The following is a 17,329-nucleotide window of genomic DNA, read 5'->3' as shown; positions in this document are numbered from 1 at the left end:
GCCGTTGTTCAGGATGATCGGGGGGACCTTGCTCACGAGCTCTCGATCCTTCAGTCGTCGGGTGGTACTCGTATCGTCAACGATCACAGGCCGTGATGCATTCCTGACCGGGCTCCCGGTCCGACGAATCAGAGATTGGCTGAAATGATGCGATCAATCGTGCCGGAACACCGAGGGGCCTCGTCCTCGGAGCAGGTCCGGCGCTCCCGCCCGGACTACGTCCGGTAGAGCGCCTCGACCTCCGCCGAGTACGCCTTCTCGATCGCCTTGCGCTTCAGCTTCAGCGACGGCGTCAGCAGGCCGTGCTCCTCGGTGAACTGGTTGGCCAGGATCCGGAACGTACGGATCGACTCGGCCTGCGAGACCAGGGTGTTCGCGGCGACCACGGCGCGCCGTACCTCGGTCTCCAGGTCGGGGTCGCGCACCAGATCGCCGGCGGACAGCGGCGGCTTGCCGCGCATCTGGAGCCAGTGCTCGACGGCCTCGGAGTCGAGGGTGACGAGCGCGGCGATGTACGGCCGGTCGTTGCCGACCACTATGCACTGCGCGACCAGCGGATGGTCGCGCACCCGCTCCTCCAGCACGCCCGGTGAGACGCTCTTGCCGCCTGAGGTCACCAGGATCTCCTTCTTGCGCCCGGTGATCGTGAGGTAGCCGTCCTCGTCCAGGGACCCGAGGTCGCCGGTGGCCAGCCAGCCGTCGTGCAGTGTGGCGTCGGTGGCCTTGTCGTTGTTGAGGTAGCCCTGGAACACGTTGCCGCCGTTCAGCCAGATCTCACCGTCGTCCGCGATGTGCACGGTCGTGCCGGGGATCGCCTGCCCGACGGTGCCGAACCGGGTGAGCTCGGGCGGGTTGGCGGTCGCGGCGGCCGTGGACTCGGTGAGTCCGTACCCCTCGTAGATGGTCACGCCCGCGCCCGCGAAGAACAGCCCGAGCCGCCGGTCCATCGCCGAGCCGCCCGACATCGCGTGCCTGACCCGGCCGCCCATCGCGGCCCGCACTTTGGAGTAGACGAGCTTGTCGAAGACCTGGTGCTGCATGCGCAGGCCCGCCGAGGGGCCCGGGCCGATGCCCCAGGCCTTGGCCTCGACGGCGTCCGCGTAGCGCACGGCGATGTCGACGGCCTTCTCGAAGGGGCCGGATCTGCTCTCTCTCTCGGCCTTGCGGCGGGCGGCGTTGAAGACCTTCTCGAAGATGTACGGCACGGCCAGGAAGAAGGTGGGCCGGAAGGCGGCGAGGTCCGGCAGCAGCGCGGACGCGTTCAGCTGGGGCTGGTGCCCGAACTTCACCTTCCCGCGGAACGCGGCGATCTGCACCATCCGCCCGAAGACGTGCGCGAGCGGCAGGAACAGCAGGGTGGACGCCTCGTCGCCGCGCTTGGAGTGGAAGACGGGTTCCCAGCGGGTGATGACGGTGTCCGCCTCGAACATGAAGTTCGCGTGCGAGATGACACAGCCCTTCGGGCGCCCGGTGGTGCCCGAGGTGTAGATGATCGTCGCGATCGAGTCGGGGGTGACCGCGCGGCGGTGCCGGTGCACCACCTCGTCGTCCAGGTGCGCGCCCGCCTCGTACAGCTCGTGCACCGCGCCCACGTCGAGCTGCCACAGCTTGTGCAGCTGGGGCAGCCGGTCGACGACCGTGGCGATGGTCATCGCGTGGTCCTCGTGCTCCACCATGACCGCCGACACCTGTGCGTCGTGCAGCATCCAGAAGACCTGCTCGGCGGAGGACGTGGGGTAGATGGGCACGACCTGGGCGCCGATCGTCCACAAAGCGAAGTCGAACAGCGTCCACTCGTAGCGGGTGGGGCACATGATGGCGACCCGGTCGCCGAAGCGGATGCCCTGGGAGAGCATGCCCTTGGCGAGCGCCAGGACCTCGTCCCGGAACTCGGCCGAGGTGACGTCGTGCCACTCTCCCCGCTCATCCTTGCGGCCGAGCGCGATGTGGAGCGGGTCTTCCTGGGCATGGTCGAAGACGACGTCGGCCAGGCCGCCCACCGGCGGCGCCGACGCCAACGGGGGGTTGGTGAACTCGCGCAATACCGCTCCTCGTGGCGCTCCGCACAGCGCCGTGAAAGCTACCCCACCATGCGACCGGGCGGGAGGGACCTCGAACCGCCGAGGGGCGCGGCGTCCGCACAGGTCAGTCACGGAAATGCCCCCACAAGGGGAAGGGTAGGACAGAATTCCTTACGGCTCCGTAGGTTTCGGGTCCGTAATCTCCACGGAATCGCTACGACCCGGAGCCGGAACGCGATGCCGCGGGGAGCGGATTCGGAACCTCTGATTCCGGGACCGGTGCGAGTGTCCGGACCTCGCAGGCGGCGCCACCCGCCCCGCTAGCTCGGCCGCCCTCTGTGCAGCCGGTCCCCGCCCGCGAGGATCGCTGTGGCGAGCGCGTCCGCGGCCCCCTGGGCGGACGGTCGGCGGTGGCCGTGCAGCAGCACGAAGTCGACCTCGCCGAGCTCCGGGAGCCCCGCTCGCTCCGGTACCCGGACCAGGCCGGGCGGTACGAGTCCCCGTGAGTGGGCCATCACGCCGAGCCCCGCGCGGGCCGCCGCGATCAGGCCGTTGAGGCTGCCGCTGGTGCAGGCGACGCGCCATGGCCGGCCCTGGCGTTCCAGCGCTTCGAGGGCGAGCGCGCGGGTGATGCCCGGGGGAGGGTAGACGATCAGCGGGACAGGGCGGTCCGGGTCCAGCCGCAGCCGCTGGGCGCCGATCCACACCAGACGGTCGTGCCAGACGAGCTCGCCCTGCGGGTCCTCGGGCCGCCGCTTCGCCAGCACCAGGTCGAGATGCCCGGCGGCGAGCTGCTCGTGGAGGGTGCCGGAGAGCTCGACCGTGAGCTCCAGGTCCACCTCGGGGTGGTCGGAGCGGAAGCCCTCCAGGATCTCCGGCAGCCGGGTCAGTACGAAGTCCTCGGACGCGCCGAACCGCAGCCTGCCGCGCAGCCGTGTCCCGGCGAAGAACGCAGTCGCCTGCTCCTGCACCTCCAGGATCCGCCGCGCGAACCCGAGCATCGCCTCGCCGTCCTCCGTGAGCTCCACGGAGTGCGTGTCGCGCGAGAAGAACTGCCTTCCGACGGCGTCCTCCAGCCGGCGCACATGCTGGCTGACCGTGGACTGGCGCACCCCCAGCCGTCGGGCGGCCTGCGTGAAGCTCAGCGTCTGGGCCACCGCCAGGAACGTACGCAGCTGGGAAGGGTCGTACACACCCCCACGTTATCGCGATACGTGATGACAGTGAGAGCGGTATGACGGATTCCCGATCACGGTCCGGGAGAGGACGATGGAGAGGGCACGACCTGCCATGACGATCAGACGCACCGAACCGGGCAATCGAGCAGTGGAGCACCGTGAAACGCCTGCAGTGGCCGAGCTGGATGCCGGCCGACCCCTACATCCTGCTGCTGCTCGGGACGGTGGGCCTCGCCGCCCTGTTCCCGGCGAGCGGTACAGCCGCGGACGTCGCCTCGGGCGCGTCCACGGCCGCCATCGCCTTCCTCTTCTTCCTGTACGGCGCGCGCCTGTCCACCCGTGAGGCGGTGGACGGACTCAAACACTGGCGGCTGCACGGCACGGTGCTGATCTGCACCTTCGTGGCGTTCCCACTGCTCGGCCTCGCCGCCCGCGGACTGGAGCCGGTCTTCCTGACGCACGACCTCTACACCGGCCTCCTCTTCCTCACGCTCGTCCCCTCGACCATCCAGTCCTCGATCGCGTTCACCTCGATCGCCCGCGGCAACGTGCCCGCGGCGATCTGCGCCGGCTCCTTCTCGTCGCTGGCGGGCATCGTCATCACCCCGCTGCTCGCGGCGGTCCTCCTCGGCAACGGCGGCGGCGGGTTCTCGGCCGACTCGGTCGTCAGGATCGTGCTGCAGCTGCTGGTGCCGTTCATGGCCGGGCAACTGCTGCGCCCCTGGATCGGCGCCTTCATCACACGCCACAAGAAGGTCCTCGGCTACGTCGACCGCGGCTCGATCCTGCTCGTCGTCTACACCGCGTTCAGCGAGGGCATGGTGCAGGGCATCTGGCAGCAGGTCAGCGCCGTCCGGCTGGCGGGACTCCTCGTCGTCGAGGCGCTGCTGCTCGGCGTGATGCTCGTTCTGACCTGGTACGGCGCGAAGGCCCTGGGCTTCGGCAGGGAGGACCGGATCGCCATCCAGTTCGCCGGGTCCAAGAAGTCGCTCGCCTCCGGGCTCCCCATGGCCGGCGTCCTGTTCGGCGCGCACGCCTCCCTCGCCGTGCTCCCGCTGATGCTCTTCCACCAGATGCAGCTCATGGTGTGCGCGGTGATCGCCAAGCGCCGCGCCCGCGACCCCGAGGTGACCGGCGAGTCCGGCGGTTCCGGTTCGAACCAGCCGTCCGGCGCCGGGCGGACGACGGGCGCGGGCGGAACGGCCGCCGGTGCGGGCGGGTCCGGCGGGTCCGCCAGATCCCGGGTCTCCCCGGCCGCGACGTCACGCATCGCGGTCGGTACGGGGACACGTTCCGGCTGAGATACGCGGCCGTTCCCGCCGAGCCCCGCGGCGTCGAGCCGGTTGACGTCGTGACTCAGCACGCCCCGGTCGCCGCCGCTCGGCTCCGGGTGCGCCTGCGGGGTGCGGGCGCCGCACGTGGCACCACCCTCCCGGTCGCGCTCCGGGAGGGCGGTGAGCAGCACGGCTGCCGGGACCAGGGCCGGCGGGATGCCGAACCCGGTCCCGTTCCGCCGCCCTGCTCGTGCGTCGTCGGGCACGACGGACGTCAGCGGTCCCCGGTCACGTGGTCCATGGGGAGCCAGAGGACGGTGTCCCGGGTCACCTGCCGCGAGGGCGGCGCCGACAGCTCGTCGTCGCTCAACGCCCGGTCGTAGACGCGCACATCGTCGATCGCGCCGGTGAAGTACGCCCGGCTGTCCATCCGTTGCCCGATGTGCACTCCGAACGGCGAGTTCCGGCTCACCGATCCGGGCACGTCCGCGGTGCTGACGGTCGTCCCGTCGATGAACAGCGTGAGCTGTCCCCCGCCGCGGCGCAGAGCCAGATGGTGCCACTGGCCGTCGTTGAACGCGCCCGTGGTGCGCACGAACGCCGTTGCCGGGGGCGACGCGCCGTTCCTGGTGGTGATGAGACCGGTGATCCGGTTGGACGCGGGCTCCCCGCGCAGCCACACCTGCGGCTGCGTCGTACCGATCCCGCCCATCCACAGCAGCGGCTGCTCACCGCCGGTGGCCGTGTAGCGGAACCACAGGGACGCCGTGAAGTCCTTCGTCCCCAGCGGCAGCCGGTCCTGATACGGCAGCCGTACGGCGTCGTCGGTGCCGTCGAACTCCATCGCGTCACCGAGGACGCCCGCCGTCCGCCCCGCGCCGCCGAGGACCGCTGCCCGCCGGGTGAAGGGGGCGAGGTCGGCCGTCGTCGGGTCCGGGCCACGGCGCGGCTGGAGCCAGTCCTCGGTGAAGCGGGCGAAGCGGATCTCGTCGCGCGCGTCGACCGCGCCGCCCTCGTACATCAGGCCCACGGTGTCGCCGTCGACGCGCACCAGGTCGGAGTAGCCGGACCAGTCGGTGGTGACGACCGTTCCGCGGTCCACGCTGTCCCAGGTGCGGCCGCCGTCGTAGGAGGAGCGGATCATCATGGTCCGGCGGCGGTCAGGGTCGCCGGGGCAGGACAGCAGGATCCGGTCGCCGACGCGCAGGGTCGAGCCCTGCACCTGGGGCGCGTAGAGGTCCGGGACGTCACGGAAGGGGGAGACGAAGCTGTCGCCGCCGTCCCTGCTGAGCGCCTGGGTGCGGTGCCCGAGGTCGGTGCCGTCCTGCTCGCGACCGCTGACCAGGACCGATCCGTCGGTGCGCTCGGTGAGTGTCATCTCGGACGGCTTCTGCCGGAAGGTGCCGTCGTCCGCGATAGGCCAGGAGTCGCTCGCACCGATGTCCCAGTGGTCGCCCCCGTCGTCGCTGGTGATGAGCGCGGCGTTGTTGGCGGTGACCCGACTGCCTTTCCAGGTCTCGGTGTTGACCGCGAAGACGAGCCGTCCGGCGTGCCGGCCGCGGGTGAGCTGGATGCCGTGCACCGGACCGGTGGCGTACCAGGAGTTCCAGTTCGCGGGCAGGATCTCGTCGCTCAGGTCGCGCGGCTGCGACCAGCTGAGACCGTCGTCGTCGCTGTACTGGAGATGCGGAGTGCGGTCGCACGGCGTCGAGCAGCTCGCGCTGTCCGTGCGGCCCGTGTTGTAGGTCTCCGCCAGTACGATCCGGCCGGTCTCACGGTCCACGATCGGTGTGGGGTTGCCGTGGGTGTTCCCGCCCCCCTCGTTGACGACCTGGAGCGGGCTCCATGTGTGCCCGCCGTCGCCGGAACGCTTCACCACGATGTCGATGTCGGCCGCGTCGCCGCAGTTGAGGACGCGTCCCTCGGCGAACGCCAGGAGCGTTCCCTCGGTCGTCCGGACGACCGAGGGGATGCGGAAGCAGGCGTAGCCCGGGTCCTGGGCGGCCTTGAACAACACCTGCTGTTCGAACTCACCTCCGACCGCGGCTGGTTCGGCCCGCGCCGTACCCGGGAGCGCGACCAGCGCGGCGATGCCGAGAGCGGCGGTCAGGACGGCTTCGAGGCGCGTGCGGGAGCGGGATCCCGGCCGGGTGGCCAAGGCGGGTCCCCGGCGGGTGTGGGTGCGGCTGCGGGAGCCGGGTCCCGGCCGGGGAGGGAGAACAGGTCGCAGACGCGTGGGGGAAAGGGCTCCCGGGCGGGCGGCGAAGGCGGATCTGAGACGGGTGCAAAGGCGTGACGGCATGCTGCGACCTGCCCTTCGTACGGCGGCTGGGCAATCCGGATTCTCTGGACATCCCACGTCCAACGTTCGCGCCGCAGAGGCTACTTGGGCGCTCACGCACCCCACAAGAAGCGTGCATCGGTCGTGTTCACGCCAAAATTTCCCCGCCTGTGCGCCCGTCCGGCGGAAGGCCAGGGGCAGGAGCACCTTGCCGAGGTCGCTCCGCGACTGGATCGCCGGGTGCGCCTTCGCGGCGTCCTCCAGTGTGAACTCGGCGTGCACGGTCGGCCGGATCGCCCCGCCGGCGAACAGTGCCCGCGGCTCGCGCGGCCACAGTTCGTACCGCTCCGGCTCGCAACGGGCGATCCGTGCGAGCCGGAAGCCGGTCACCGACCTGGCGCCCACGAGCAGGTCGTACGCCCGGACGCTCCCGCCGCCAGGGGCCGGGGCCTCGTCGCGGAGGCGCCGGCCGCCGAGGGGCGGAAGATGTGGCACCACGTGGTCCTCTCCGCGCTCTTCGGCCTCGGTCGGTCGCCCGGGCCGGCCTGGGCCGCGGCATCCGGCTCGACCCGAAGGACCTGGTCGGCGTCCTGGAGGACCTCCAGTCCGCCGAACTGGTCGTCAGGACGCCCGACGCCAAAGACCGCCGCAAGAACGCCGTGTCCCTCACCGAGGAGGGGTGCGCGTGCCGGCGCGCTGCGAGCGGGTGGCCCGCGAGGCGGACGACACTCTTATGGCTCCGCTCGACACGGCCGAACGAGAGCAGTTCATGGGCTTGTTGATCCAGATTTCCGGTACGGACGGCTGATGCGGGCTAACGTTCCGTCATGACCGCACCCAAAACCGAACCCCACCTCGCCCTCGACCCGGCGCGCACCGCCCTCGTGCTCGTCGATCTGATGGAGCGCATCGTGGCGTTGCCCCTGGCGCCGCACAAGGGGACCGAAGTCCTGGCCACCGCAGAGGAGTTGGCGACCTCATTCCGGAAGGCGGGCGCGCTCGTCGTGTTGATCCGGGTCGAGCGGTCCGGAGTCCCGGAGCAGCCGCCCGGCAGCGGACTCGTCGCCGGACTCGTCGCGGAGGGTGATCTGGAGATCGTGAAGCGGACCATCGGCGGCTTCCAGGGCACCGGCCTCGACGAACGGCTGCGCGAACACGGCGTCTCCACCCTGGTGTTCGGCGGGATCGCCACCAACCTGGGTGTCGAGTCGACCGCGCGCGCCGCCGGCGACCTCGGCTACGACCTGGTCTTCGTGGAGGACGCGATGGCCGCGTTCACCGCCCCCGAGCACGACGCCTCCGTCCGCCTGGACTTCCCGCGCCTCGGCACGGTCGTGACCGCCGGCGAGGTGCGCCTCATCGCGGGTTGAGCCGCCCCCGAGCCGGAGGCGGCTCTCGCACCAGTACCCGGAGGCGGCTCTCACCACCAGTACCCGGAGGCGGCCCTCACACCAGTAGGCCGCCTCCGTCGGCCACGACGACCGAGCCGGTGCTGTAGCCCCCGCGCATCAGATACAGATAGGCCTCGGCGATGTCCTCCGGCTCGCCCACCCGGCCGACGGGGAGCGACGCGGCGGCGGACCCGAACAGTCCGTCGCGGTCCTCCTCCGGCAGGTCCCGCCACAGCCCGGTGCGGACCACTCCCGGCGAGACCACGTTCACCCGGATCGGCGCGAGCTCCAGGGCCAGGGCGCGGGTGAGCGACTCCATCGCCCCGCACAGGCTCGCCGCGACGGTGGTCCCCGGCATCGGCCGACGCCCGGCCGTGCCGGTGGTCAGGACGACGGAGCCGCCTTCGCGGATCGCCGGGGCGCCGTACTTGACGGCCGTGTACGCGCCCCAGAGCCGGGTGTCCAGGAAGCGCCGGGCCCGCGTCGGATCGGACTCGGCGAGACTCTCCAGCAGCAGCGACTCGCCGGCCGTGTAGACGAGGTGGTCGAAGCCGCCGATCCGGCCGAAGAACCCGCGGATGCCGTCCTCGTCGGTCGCGTCCAGCACATGCCCCTCGGCGCCCGACGGCAGCAGCTCCAGGGCGGCGTCCACACTCTCCCGGCGGCGCGAGGCGACCACCACCTCGGCCCCCTCCCGTGCGACCGCCTCCGCCACCGCGAGCCCGATGCCCGCCGTGCCGCCGATCACGACGACCCGCTGCCCTTGCAGACCTCTGTGACCCATGTCGGTTCCCTTCCGCTCCGCGTGATTCCCGGGTTGTTCCCGGTGCCGTCAAGCCTGCTCGCGGCCGTGCCCCGCCGTCCAAGACCTCTTTCGGCGTCGGCGATACCCTGAAGGCATCGCCGGTACCACGACGGAAGGGCGGTCATGGATCTCGACCTGCGCAAGATCCGCTACTTCGTGGCGGTGGCCGAACTGCTGCACTTCGGTCGCGCGGCAGAGCGACTGCACATCGCCCAGCCGGTGCTGAGCCGTCAGATCAGGGCGCTGGAGAAGGACTTGGACGCGCTGCTCTTCGAACGTGACAGCCGTGGAGTGACGCTGACCGCGGCGGGGAGCCAACTCCTGGATGACGCAAGCCAGTTGCTCGCCACCGCCGATGCGACCCGGCGCCGGGTGCGACGGGCGGCGGGCGGCCCGCGCCGGCTCGTGGTGGGCTTCCGGGCCGGAGTGGTCGTCACCCACGCCCTGCGAGCCTTCGGCGCCGCCCATCCCGACGTCGACGTCCAGGCGCGCCGAGTCGAATGGGACGACCAGGAACAGCTGATCCTCGACGGGACCGTCGACCTCGCCTATCTCCGCCGGCCGATCCAGGAGCGGGGACTCGCGCTGCTGCCCCTGTTCGACGAGGCCCGGGTCGCGATGCTCCCGGCGGCCCACCGGCTCGCCGGGAAGGAGGAACTCGTCCTCGCCGACCTGGAGGGCGAGACCTGGCTGCGCTACTCGGACCCCGGGCCGGACGAGCTGCCGATCCGGACCATCGAGGAGAAGTTCGAGCGCGTGGCGGGCGGTGCCGGCATCACCCTCGTACCGGAGTCCGTCGCCGAGCAGTACTCACGTCCGGACATCACGTACGTACCGGTCACGGACGCGCCACCCGACCAGGTGTTCCTTGCCTGGGAGAGGAATCGGCGCACGCCCCTGATCGCCGCGTTCGCCGAGGTCGCGGGGGTTCGGGGCTGAGGCGGGGTCCCTCCGGCGCAGGGGGCGCTCCCCGCCGTTCGGGACCCCGCCGCCGTGTCGCGGGGAACCGGTGTCAGCCCTGGGCGGCCGCGGCCCGCAGGGCGATCCGGTGCTCGCCCGCGTACACGTTCATGTTGGCGCCGCGCAGGAAGCCGACCAGGGTCAGGCCGGTCTCCGCCGCCAGGTCGACGGCCAGCGACGACGGAGCGGAGACCGCCGCCAGCACCGGGATGCCCGCCATCACCGCCTTCTGCGCCAGCTCGAAGGACGCCCGGCCGGAGACCAGCAGGACCGTCCGGGAGAGCGGGAGCGTGCCGTTCTGCAGGGCGCGGCCGACCAGCTTGTCGACCGCGTTGTGCCGGCCCACGTCCTCCCGTACGTCGACCAGCTCGCCCTCCTCCGTGAACAGCGCCGCCGCGTGCAGGCCCCCGGTCCGGTCGAAGACCCGCTGGGCCGCGCGCAGCCGGTCGGGGAGGCTCGCGAGCAGGTCGGGTTCCAGCCGCACCGGGGGAGTCGTGCCGCCCGCCGTGTCGTCGATGGTCCAGCGGGCCGTCGTACGGACCGCGTCCAGGCTCGCCTTGCCGCACAGACCGCACGACGACGTCGTGTACACATTGCGTTCGAGCGTGATGTCGGGGATGACGACACCGGGCGCCGTCCGTACGTCGACGACGTTGTACGAGTTGGAGCCGTCCACCGTGGCCCCGGCGCAGTACACGATGTTCTGCAGCTCGTCGGCCCGGCCCAGCACCCCCTCGCTCACCAGGAAGCCCGCGGCCAGCGCGAAGTCGTCGCCCGGGGTGCGCATGGTGATGGCCAGAGGCTTGCCGTTGAGGCGGATCTCCAGCGGTTCCTCGGCGACGAGCGTGTCCGGACGGGTGCTCACGGCCCCGTCCCGGATGCGGATCACCTTGCGTCGTTCCGTGACTCGTCCCATGGCCTGATCAGTCCCGCTTCCGTACGTGTGGCCGGCCGGATCGGCCCTTCCTGCGGCGGTTGCCGTGCGGGTCACCGGATCGACGGGCGGGGTGGGCGACCTTCACGTCCTCATTGTCCTGCACGTACCCCGCTGGTCGGACCCGCACGTACCCCGCTGGTCGGACCCGCACGTACCCCGCTGGTCGGACCCGCACGTACCCCGCTGGTCGGACCCGCACGTGTGCCGTGGGTCGGACCCGCACGTGCGCCGTGGGCCGGCCCTGTGCGTGTGCCGTGGGCCGGTCCCGCACACGTGGCAGCGGGCCGCATGCCGCCTCGGCCGTCGGCGGCCCGCTCCGTGTTCATGCCGCCGTCCGCAGCGCGAGCAGATCCGAGATGGCGTGCACGGTACGCAGCGTCGGCACCGGAACGCCGGTGATCTCCGCGAGTTCCACGACGGCCGCGAGCAGCACGTCGAGTTCCAGCGGCTTGCCGCGTTCCAGGTCCTGGAGCGTGGAGGTGCGGTGGTCGCCGACCCGTTCGGCACCCGCGAGGCGCCGCTCGATGGACACAGCCACCTCGCAGCCGAGGGCCTCGGAGACGCTCAGTGTCTCGGTCATCATGATCTCGATGACCTTGCGCGTCCCGCCGTGCAGGCACATCTGCCGCATGGTGGCGCGGGCCAGCGCGCTGATCGGGTTGAAGGAGATGTTGCCGAGCAGCTTGAGCCAGATGTCGTTGCGCAGGTCCGGTTCGACCGGGCATTTCAACCCGCCCTCCCGCATGGCGTCGCTGAACGCCCGGCAGCGTGCCGAGACGGACCGGTCCGGTTCCCCGATGGAGAACCGGGTGCCTTCGAGGTGGCGGACGACGCCCGGTCCCTCCAACTCGGTCGCGGCGTACACGACGCACCCGATGGCCCGCTCCGGCGCCAGCACCGCAGTGACGGCGCCGCCCGGGTCCACGCTCTCCACCCGGTGCCCGTCGTAGGGTCCGCCGTGCCGGTGGAAGTACCACCAGGGAATGCCGTTCTGGGCGGCGATCACCGCCGTGGTGTCGTGCAGCAGCGGCTCGATGAGCGGCCCGCACGCCGCGTACGAGTTGGCCTTCAGACCGAGGAAGACGTAGTCGACCGGACCGATGTCGGCCGGGTTGTCGGTGGCATGGGCCCGCGCGGTGAAGTCCCCGCGCCGGCTGAGGACTTGGACGCCGTGCTGCCTCATGGCCGCGAGGTGCGGGCCACGGGCGACCAGATGCACGTCGGCGCCCGCGCGGTGCAGAGCGGCGCCGACGTAGGCGCCGATCGCACCGGCGCCGAGAACTGCGACTCTCACTGGGTGGCGCTCCGTTCGGTCGAGGGTACCGAGGAACTTCCGAACTCTGTCGACGAAATATTGTCTACAGGATGGAATGGGCAAGGGCAAGGGCAAGGCAGTGACTGCGGCAAGGGGGAGGGGCGAGACGGCGGCGAGGGCAAGGGGCATGACGGTGGTGGGGCAAGGGCCGAGGCGGTGGTGAGGGCAAGGGGCAGACCGGCGGCATGGGCACCGGGAGCCGCTCGTGCGGTGTGCGCAGGGCCCCTCGGGTCCGGCCCCGTGACCGTTCGTCGCGTCAGGGATACCGCTCATCGCATACGGTCGACGAGTTTGCGTCACGCCGCTTCACAGTCGCTCAGCCGCTTCCTATCGTCCCGGATCATGAGCCCTCCTGTCGCACCTCCCGGTTGGAGCCGCTGGCTCGTCCCGCCGGCCGCCCTGTCGGTCCATCTCTCCATCGGCCAGGCCTACGCCTGGAGCGTCTTCAAGCCGCCGCTCGAATCCGCGCTCGGTCTGAGCGGCACCCAGAGCGCGCTGCCCTTCCAGCTCGCCATCGTGATGCTCGGCCTGTCGGCCGCGTTCGGCGGCACGCTCGTCGAGCGCAACGGTCCGCGCTGGGCGATGACCGTCGCCCTCGTCTGCTTCTCCTCCGGCTTCCTCATCGCGGCGCTCGGCGCCGCCACCGAGCAGTACTGGCTGATCGTGTTCGGCTACGGCTTCGTCGGCGGGACCGGCCTCGGCATCGGCTACATCTCGCCCGTCTCCACGCTGATCAAGTGGTTCCCGGACCGGCCCGGCATGGCCACCGGCATCGCGATCATGGGCTTCGGAGGCGGCGCGCTGATCGCCTCGCCCTGGTCCGCCCAGATGCTGAAGTCGTTCGGATCCGACTCCTCCGGGATCGCGCTCGCCTTCCTCGTGCACGGGCTGACGTATGCCGTGTTCATGACGCTCGGAGTGCTGCTGGTACGTGTGCCGCGCGGCGAGAAGCCGGCCGCGTCCGGGCCGAGCGCGCTCGACGGGGTTCAGGTCTCCGCTCGCAACGCCGTACGCACCCCCCAGTTCTGGTGCCTGTGGGTCATTCTCTGCATGAACGTGACGGCCGGCATCGGCATCCTGGAGAAGGCCGCCCCGATGATCACGGACTTCTTCGGGGACACCTCGACACCGGTGTCCGTCTCCGCGGCCGCCGGGTTCGTCGCCCTGCTGTCCGCGGCCAACATGGCGGGCCGCATCGGCTGGTCCTCGACCTCCGACCTGATCGGACGCAAGAACATCTACCGGGTCTACCTCGGGGTCGGCGCGCTGATGTACGCGCTCATCGCCTGGCTCGGGGATTCCTCCAAGCCGCTGTTCATCCTCGCAGCGCTGGTGATCCTCTCCTTCTACGGCGGAGGCTTCGCCACGATCCCGGCGTATCTGAAGGACCTGTTCGGCACGTACCAGGTCGGCGCCATCCACGGCAGGCTGCTCACCGCCTGGTCCACCGCCGGCGTCCTCGGCCCGCTGATCGTCAACTGGATCGCCGACCATCAGGAGGCGGCGGGCAGACATGGCTCGTCCCTCTACACCCTGTCGTTCCTGATCATGATCGGGCTGCTCGCCGTCGGCTTCGTCGCGAACGAGTTCGTACGGCCCGTACACGCCCGCCACCACATCCCCGCACCGAGGGAGGCCGCCGATGTCGCACGACAGCAGCCCGAGTCCGCCTGACCGGCGAGCGCTGATCGTCTTCGCCTGGCTGTGGGTGGGCGCACCCCTGTGCTACGGCCTCTACGAGCTCGTACAGAAGGCGACCCAACTGTTCTCGGGGTAGGTGTTCGGGCTTCCGAGACTCTGACAGAAGCCGACAAGCCTGGCGTCACAATCCTGTGGCTTCACCTGCCGCCGTACCAGTGAGTCATTGAACAGACTGGTGGATCCCGCTACCGAAGCACGAGGGGACCACTCATGAACGGCTCACGGATCGCCGCCGTCGGCCATTACCAGCCCGCCAAGGTACTCACCAACGAGGACCTGGCGGGCCTGGTCGACACCAGCGACGAGTGGATCAGGAGCCGCGTGGGCATCCGGACACGCCACATCGCCGGGCCCGACGAGCCCGTCGACGAGCTGGCCGCGCACGCCGCCGCCAAGGCACTCGCCTCGGCCGGTCTGACGCCGGGCGACATCGACCTCGTCCTCGTCGCCACCTCCACCGCCGTCGACCGCTCCCCGAACATGGCCGCCCGGGTCTCCGCCCGCCTCGGCATCCCCTCGCCGGCCGCCATGGACGTCAACGTCGTCTGCGCCGGCTTCACCCATGCCCTCGCCACCGCCGACCACGCCGTGCGCGCCGGTGCCGCGACCCGGGCGCTGGTCATCGGCGCCGACAAGATGAGCGACGTGGCGGACTGGACCGACCGCACCACATGCGTCCTCGTCGGGGACGGCGCGGGGGCCGCCGTCGTCGAGGCCTGCCCCGCGGGCGAGGAGCCCGGCATCGGACCGGTGCTGTGGGGCTCGGTGCCCGAGATGGGCAACGCGGTGCGTATCGAGGGCACCCCCTCGCGGTTCGCGCAGGAGGGGCAGAGCGTCTACCGCTGGGCCACCACACAGCTCCCGCCGATCGCCCGCAAGGCCTGCGAGCGGGCCGGCCTCGCGCCCGAGGACCTCGCCGGAGTCGTCCTGCACCAGGCCAACCTGCGGATCATCGAGCCGCTCGCCCTGAAGATCGGCGCGGTCAACGCCGTCGTCGCGCGCGATGTCGTCGAGTCCGGGAACACCTCCGCCGCGAGCATCCCGCTCGCCTTCTCCAAGCTCGTCGAGCGCGGCGAGATCTCCACCGGCGACCCCGTCCTGCTGTTCGGCTTCGGCGGCAACCTCTCCTACGCGGGGCAGGTCGTCCGCTGCCCGTGAGGCGGTCTGAGCTGCCCGTCCGGCCCTCGCGTCCCCGGATGTGACAAGCCCGACCCCTGTGCCTGCGGGCGTTTGTGCGCCGTAGACTGTAGGCGAAAGACAATTGACAATCGACTTTCCTATCGCGGCGACGGCGCTGCCCAGGAGGGACCGTGATGTTGTCGACAGGACTGCCTCAGGGAGCGGTACCCAAGCTAGAGCGGCCCGGCCCGCTCCGTGACCGCGTCTACGAGGCGCTGCTCGAACTCATCACCACCCGCGCCCTCCAGCCGGGCCAGCACCTCGTCGAGAGCGAACTCGCCGGTCACCTCGGAGTGTCCCGGCAGCCCGTGCGGGAGGCCCTCCAGCGGCTGAGCACCGAGGGCTGGGTCGATCTGCGGCCCGCCCAGGGCGCGTTCGTGCACGAGCCGACCGAGGAGGAGGCCGACCAGCTCCTCACGGTCCGTACGCTCCTGGAGGCCGAAGCGGCCCGGCTCGCCGCCGCCAACGCGGGCACCGCCGCCATCACCGCTCTCGAAGACCTGTGCGCCGAGGGCGAGCGGGCGGTCGCCGACGACGACGTGGACGGCGCGGTCGCGATGAACGCGCGGCTGCACGCCAAGATCATGGAGCTCGCCGGCAACACGGTTCTCGCCGAGCTCGCCGCACAGGTCGACCGCCGGGTCCGCTGGTACTACACGCCGGTGGCCCGCCAGCGCGGCCGGCAGTCCTGGATCGAACACCGCGAACTGATCGCCGCGATAGCGGAACGCGACGAACAGCGGGCCACCGCGGTCATGCGGGCCCACACGGAGCACACGCGGAAGATGTACCACGACCGAGAGAAGTAGCCGGCCGACAGAGATGCGCCCCCACGACAGACCGATGCGGAGACCGCAGGCGGCGCTCTCGCCGAGAGGCGCGTTCTCCGGTCGCGGATCTGCCTTTGTCCTGAGAGTGGGGAAAGTCGGTGGCAATTCGTGCGCGACTTCTTCCCACTCCCGGCAGCCGCTGCTACGTTCCCCTCGAAAGCACGGCCGGTGAGGGTGGCCGGAACCTGACGGACGCAGGCCGATCCGGGTGGGGAGGGGTTCGTGAGACGTATGACGGCACGACCCGCGAACGCTCATCAGGCCCGGCTGCTGCGACTGTTGCGTGACGGCGGCCCCAACTCCCGTGCTCAGCTGGGCGATCAGATCGACCTCTCGCGGTCGAAGCTGGCCGTCGAGGTGGACCGGCTGCTGGAGACCGGACTCGTGGTGGCCGACGGACTCGCCGCCTCACGGGGCGGGCGCCGCTCACACAGCGTCCGGCTCGCGCCGGCACTGAGATTCCTGGGCGTCGACATCGGCGCGACCTCGATCGACGTGGCCGTCACCAACGCGGAACTGGAGATCCTGGGGCACCTCAACCAGCCCATGGACGTGCGCGAGGGCCCGGTCGCGGTGTCCGAGCAAGTACTGGCCATGGCAGCGAAGTTGAGGGCCTCGGGGTTCGCGGAGGGCTTCGACGGCGCCGGCATCGGCGTTCCGGGTCCCGTCCGCTTCCCCGAGGGCGTCCCGGTCGCCCCGCCGATCATGCCCGGCTGGGACGGCTTCCCGGTCCGCGAGGCGCTCAGCCAGGAACTCGGCTGTCCGGTCATGGTCGACAACGACGTGAACCTGATGGCCATGGGGGAGCAGCACGCGGGCGTCGCACGCTCCGTGAACGACTTCCTCTGCGTCAAGATCGGCACCGGCATCGGCTGCGGCATCGTCGTCGGCGGTGAGGTCCATCGCGGTGCGACGGGCAGCGCCGGCGACATCGGGCACATCCAGGCCGTGCCCGACGGCCGTCCGTGCGCCTGCGGCAACCGGGGCTGCCTGGAGGCCCACTTCAGTGGCGCCGCGCTCGCGCGTGACGCCGTGGAGGCCGCCCGGCAGGGACTGTCGGCCGAACTCGCCTCGCGGCTGGAGACGAACGGCGCACTGAGCGCCGTCGACGTCGCCGCCGCGGCCGCGGCGGGCGACGCCACCGCGCTCGACCTGATCCGCGAGGGCGGCAACCGCACCGGCCAGGTCATCGCCGCACTCGTGAGCTTCTTCAATCCCGGCCTGGTGGTGATCGGTGGTGGGGTGACAGGTCTCGGCCACACCCTGCTCGCCGCGATCCGCACCCAGGTCTACCGTCAGTCGCTTCCGCTCGCGACCGGCAATCTGCCCATCGTCCTCGGGGAGTTGGGCCCGACCGCCGGAGTCATCGGCGGGGCCCGGCTGATCAGCGACCACCTGTTCTCGCCCGCGTAAGTCACTTCCTCCAGCCCGCGCAAGCCACCTCCAGGAATCGGACC

14 protein-coding genes and 1 pseudogene are annotated in these 17,329 nt (G+C 71.0%); 9 read left to right on the top strand and 6 right to left on the bottom strand.

What is annotated here, in order from left to right; all coding sequences use genetic code 11:
* Positions 1–215: 215 nt before the first annotated feature.
* Both N4G66_RS17170 and N4G66_RS17165 read right to left on the bottom strand, forming a co-directional pair.
* On the bottom strand, positions 216–2,042 hold the full coding sequence (locus N4G66_RS17170) for an AMP-dependent synthetase/ligase (protein ID WP_261704989.1): 1,827 nt from the start codon (positions 2,040–2,042) through the stop codon (positions 216–218).
* A 299-nt stretch (positions 2,043–2,341) separates the two neighbouring features.
* Positions 2,342–3,214: a LysR substrate-binding domain-containing protein gene (locus tag N4G66_RS17165; RefSeq protein ID WP_261704988.1), complete on the bottom strand. Its 873-nt coding sequence runs from the start codon at positions 3,212–3,214 to the stop codon at positions 2,342–2,344.
* Between the two features lie 170 nt (positions 3,215–3,384).
* Between N4G66_RS17165 and N4G66_RS17160 the strand changes: the two genes are divergently transcribed.
* The gene (locus N4G66_RS17160; RefSeq protein WP_261705092.1) at positions 3,385–4,500 is read left to right on the top strand and encodes a bile acid:sodium symporter family protein; all 1,116 of its coding nucleotides are present in this window, start codon (positions 3,385–3,387) and stop codon (positions 4,498–4,500) included.
* Between the two features lie 247 nt (positions 4,501–4,747).
* Here N4G66_RS17160 and N4G66_RS17155 read toward each other — a convergent pair whose 3' ends face one another.
* The gene (locus N4G66_RS17155) at positions 4,748–6,631 is read right to left on the bottom strand and encodes a sialidase family protein (protein WP_261704987.1); all 1,884 of its coding nucleotides are present in this window, start codon (positions 6,629–6,631) and stop codon (positions 4,748–4,750) included.
* A 555-nt stretch (positions 6,632–7,186) separates the two neighbouring features.
* Between N4G66_RS17155 and N4G66_RS17150 the strand changes: the two are divergent.
* Both N4G66_RS17150 and N4G66_RS17145 read left to right on the top strand, forming a co-directional pair.
* Positions 7,187–7,562, top strand: a pseudogene (locus tag N4G66_RS17150) (MarR family winged helix-turn-helix transcriptional regulator); the annotation flags it as partial.
* 19 nt (positions 7,563–7,581) lie between these two features.
* Positions 7,582–8,124, top strand: a complete 543-nt coding sequence (locus N4G66_RS17145; protein ID WP_261704986.1) for an isochorismatase family protein — start codon at positions 7,582–7,584, stop codon at positions 8,122–8,124.
* 76 nt (positions 8,125–8,200) lie between these two features.
* On the opposite strand, the gene N4G66_RS17140 is transcribed toward N4G66_RS17145, so the two are convergent.
* Entirely contained in the window at positions 8,201–8,929 is a 729-nt protein-coding gene (locus N4G66_RS17140; protein ID WP_261704985.1) for an SDR family oxidoreductase, read from the bottom strand.
* Positions 8,930–9,073: 144 nt separating this feature from the next.
* Here N4G66_RS17140 and N4G66_RS17135 point away from each other — a divergent pair, with 144 nt between their 5' ends.
* Positions 9,074–9,889 (top strand): LysR family transcriptional regulator, encoded by an 816-nt coding sequence (locus tag N4G66_RS17135; protein WP_261704984.1) that lies wholly within the window; start codon positions 9,074–9,076, stop codon positions 9,887–9,889.
* 73 nt (positions 9,890–9,962) lie between these two features.
* Here N4G66_RS17135 and fdhD read toward each other — a convergent pair whose 3' ends face one another.
* On the bottom strand, positions 9,963–10,826 hold the full coding sequence (gene fdhD, locus N4G66_RS17130) for a formate dehydrogenase accessory sulfurtransferase FdhD (RefSeq protein WP_261704983.1): 864 nt from the start codon (positions 10,824–10,826) through the stop codon (positions 9,963–9,965).
* Positions 10,827–11,169: 343 nt separating this feature from the next.
* The gene (locus N4G66_RS17125) at positions 11,170–12,141 is read right to left on the bottom strand and encodes a 2-dehydropantoate 2-reductase (protein WP_261704982.1); all 972 of its coding nucleotides are present in this window, start codon (positions 12,139–12,141) and stop codon (positions 11,170–11,172) included.
* Positions 12,142–12,504: 363 nt separating this feature from the next.
* Here N4G66_RS17125 and N4G66_RS17120 point away from each other — a divergent pair, with 363 nt between their 5' ends.
* From N4G66_RS17120 to N4G66_RS17100, 5 genes are all read left to right on the top strand, one after another.
* Positions 12,505–13,836, top strand: coding sequence for an OFA family MFS transporter (locus N4G66_RS17120; protein WP_261704981.1), 1,332 nt, complete (start codon positions 12,505–12,507; stop codon positions 13,834–13,836).
* Positions 13,805–13,939, top strand: a complete 135-nt coding sequence (locus tag N4G66_RS17115) for an MFS transporter small subunit (protein ID WP_261704980.1) — start codon at positions 13,805–13,807, stop codon at positions 13,937–13,939. The genes N4G66_RS17120 and N4G66_RS17115 overlap by 32 nt, the downstream gene beginning before the upstream one ends.
* 134 nt (positions 13,940–14,073) lie before the next feature.
* Positions 14,074–15,021, top strand: a complete 948-nt coding sequence (locus N4G66_RS17110) for a beta-ketoacyl-ACP synthase III (protein ID WP_261704979.1) — start codon at positions 14,074–14,076, stop codon at positions 15,019–15,021.
* Between the two features lie 155 nt (positions 15,022–15,176).
* Complete coding sequence (locus tag N4G66_RS17105; RefSeq protein WP_261704978.1) at positions 15,177–15,851, top strand: GntR family transcriptional regulator; 675 nt, start codon at positions 15,177–15,179, stop codon at positions 15,849–15,851.
* A gap of 252 nt (positions 15,852–16,103) precedes the next feature.
* On the top strand, positions 16,104–17,285 hold the full coding sequence (locus N4G66_RS17100; RefSeq protein ID WP_261704977.1) for an ROK family transcriptional regulator: 1,182 nt from the start codon (positions 16,104–16,106) through the stop codon (positions 17,283–17,285).
* Positions 17,286–17,329 lie beyond the last annotated feature (44 nt).

Origin of the sequence: Streptomyces rhizosphaerihabitans (assembly GCF_025399795.1) — a bacterium.
GTDB classification, from domain to species: Bacteria; Actinomycetota; Actinomycetes; order Streptomycetales; family Streptomycetaceae; genus Streptomyces; species Streptomyces rhizosphaerihabitans.
Note: the sequence above shows the minus strand (reverse complement) of the source record. Positions and strands in the feature narration are given on the sequence as shown.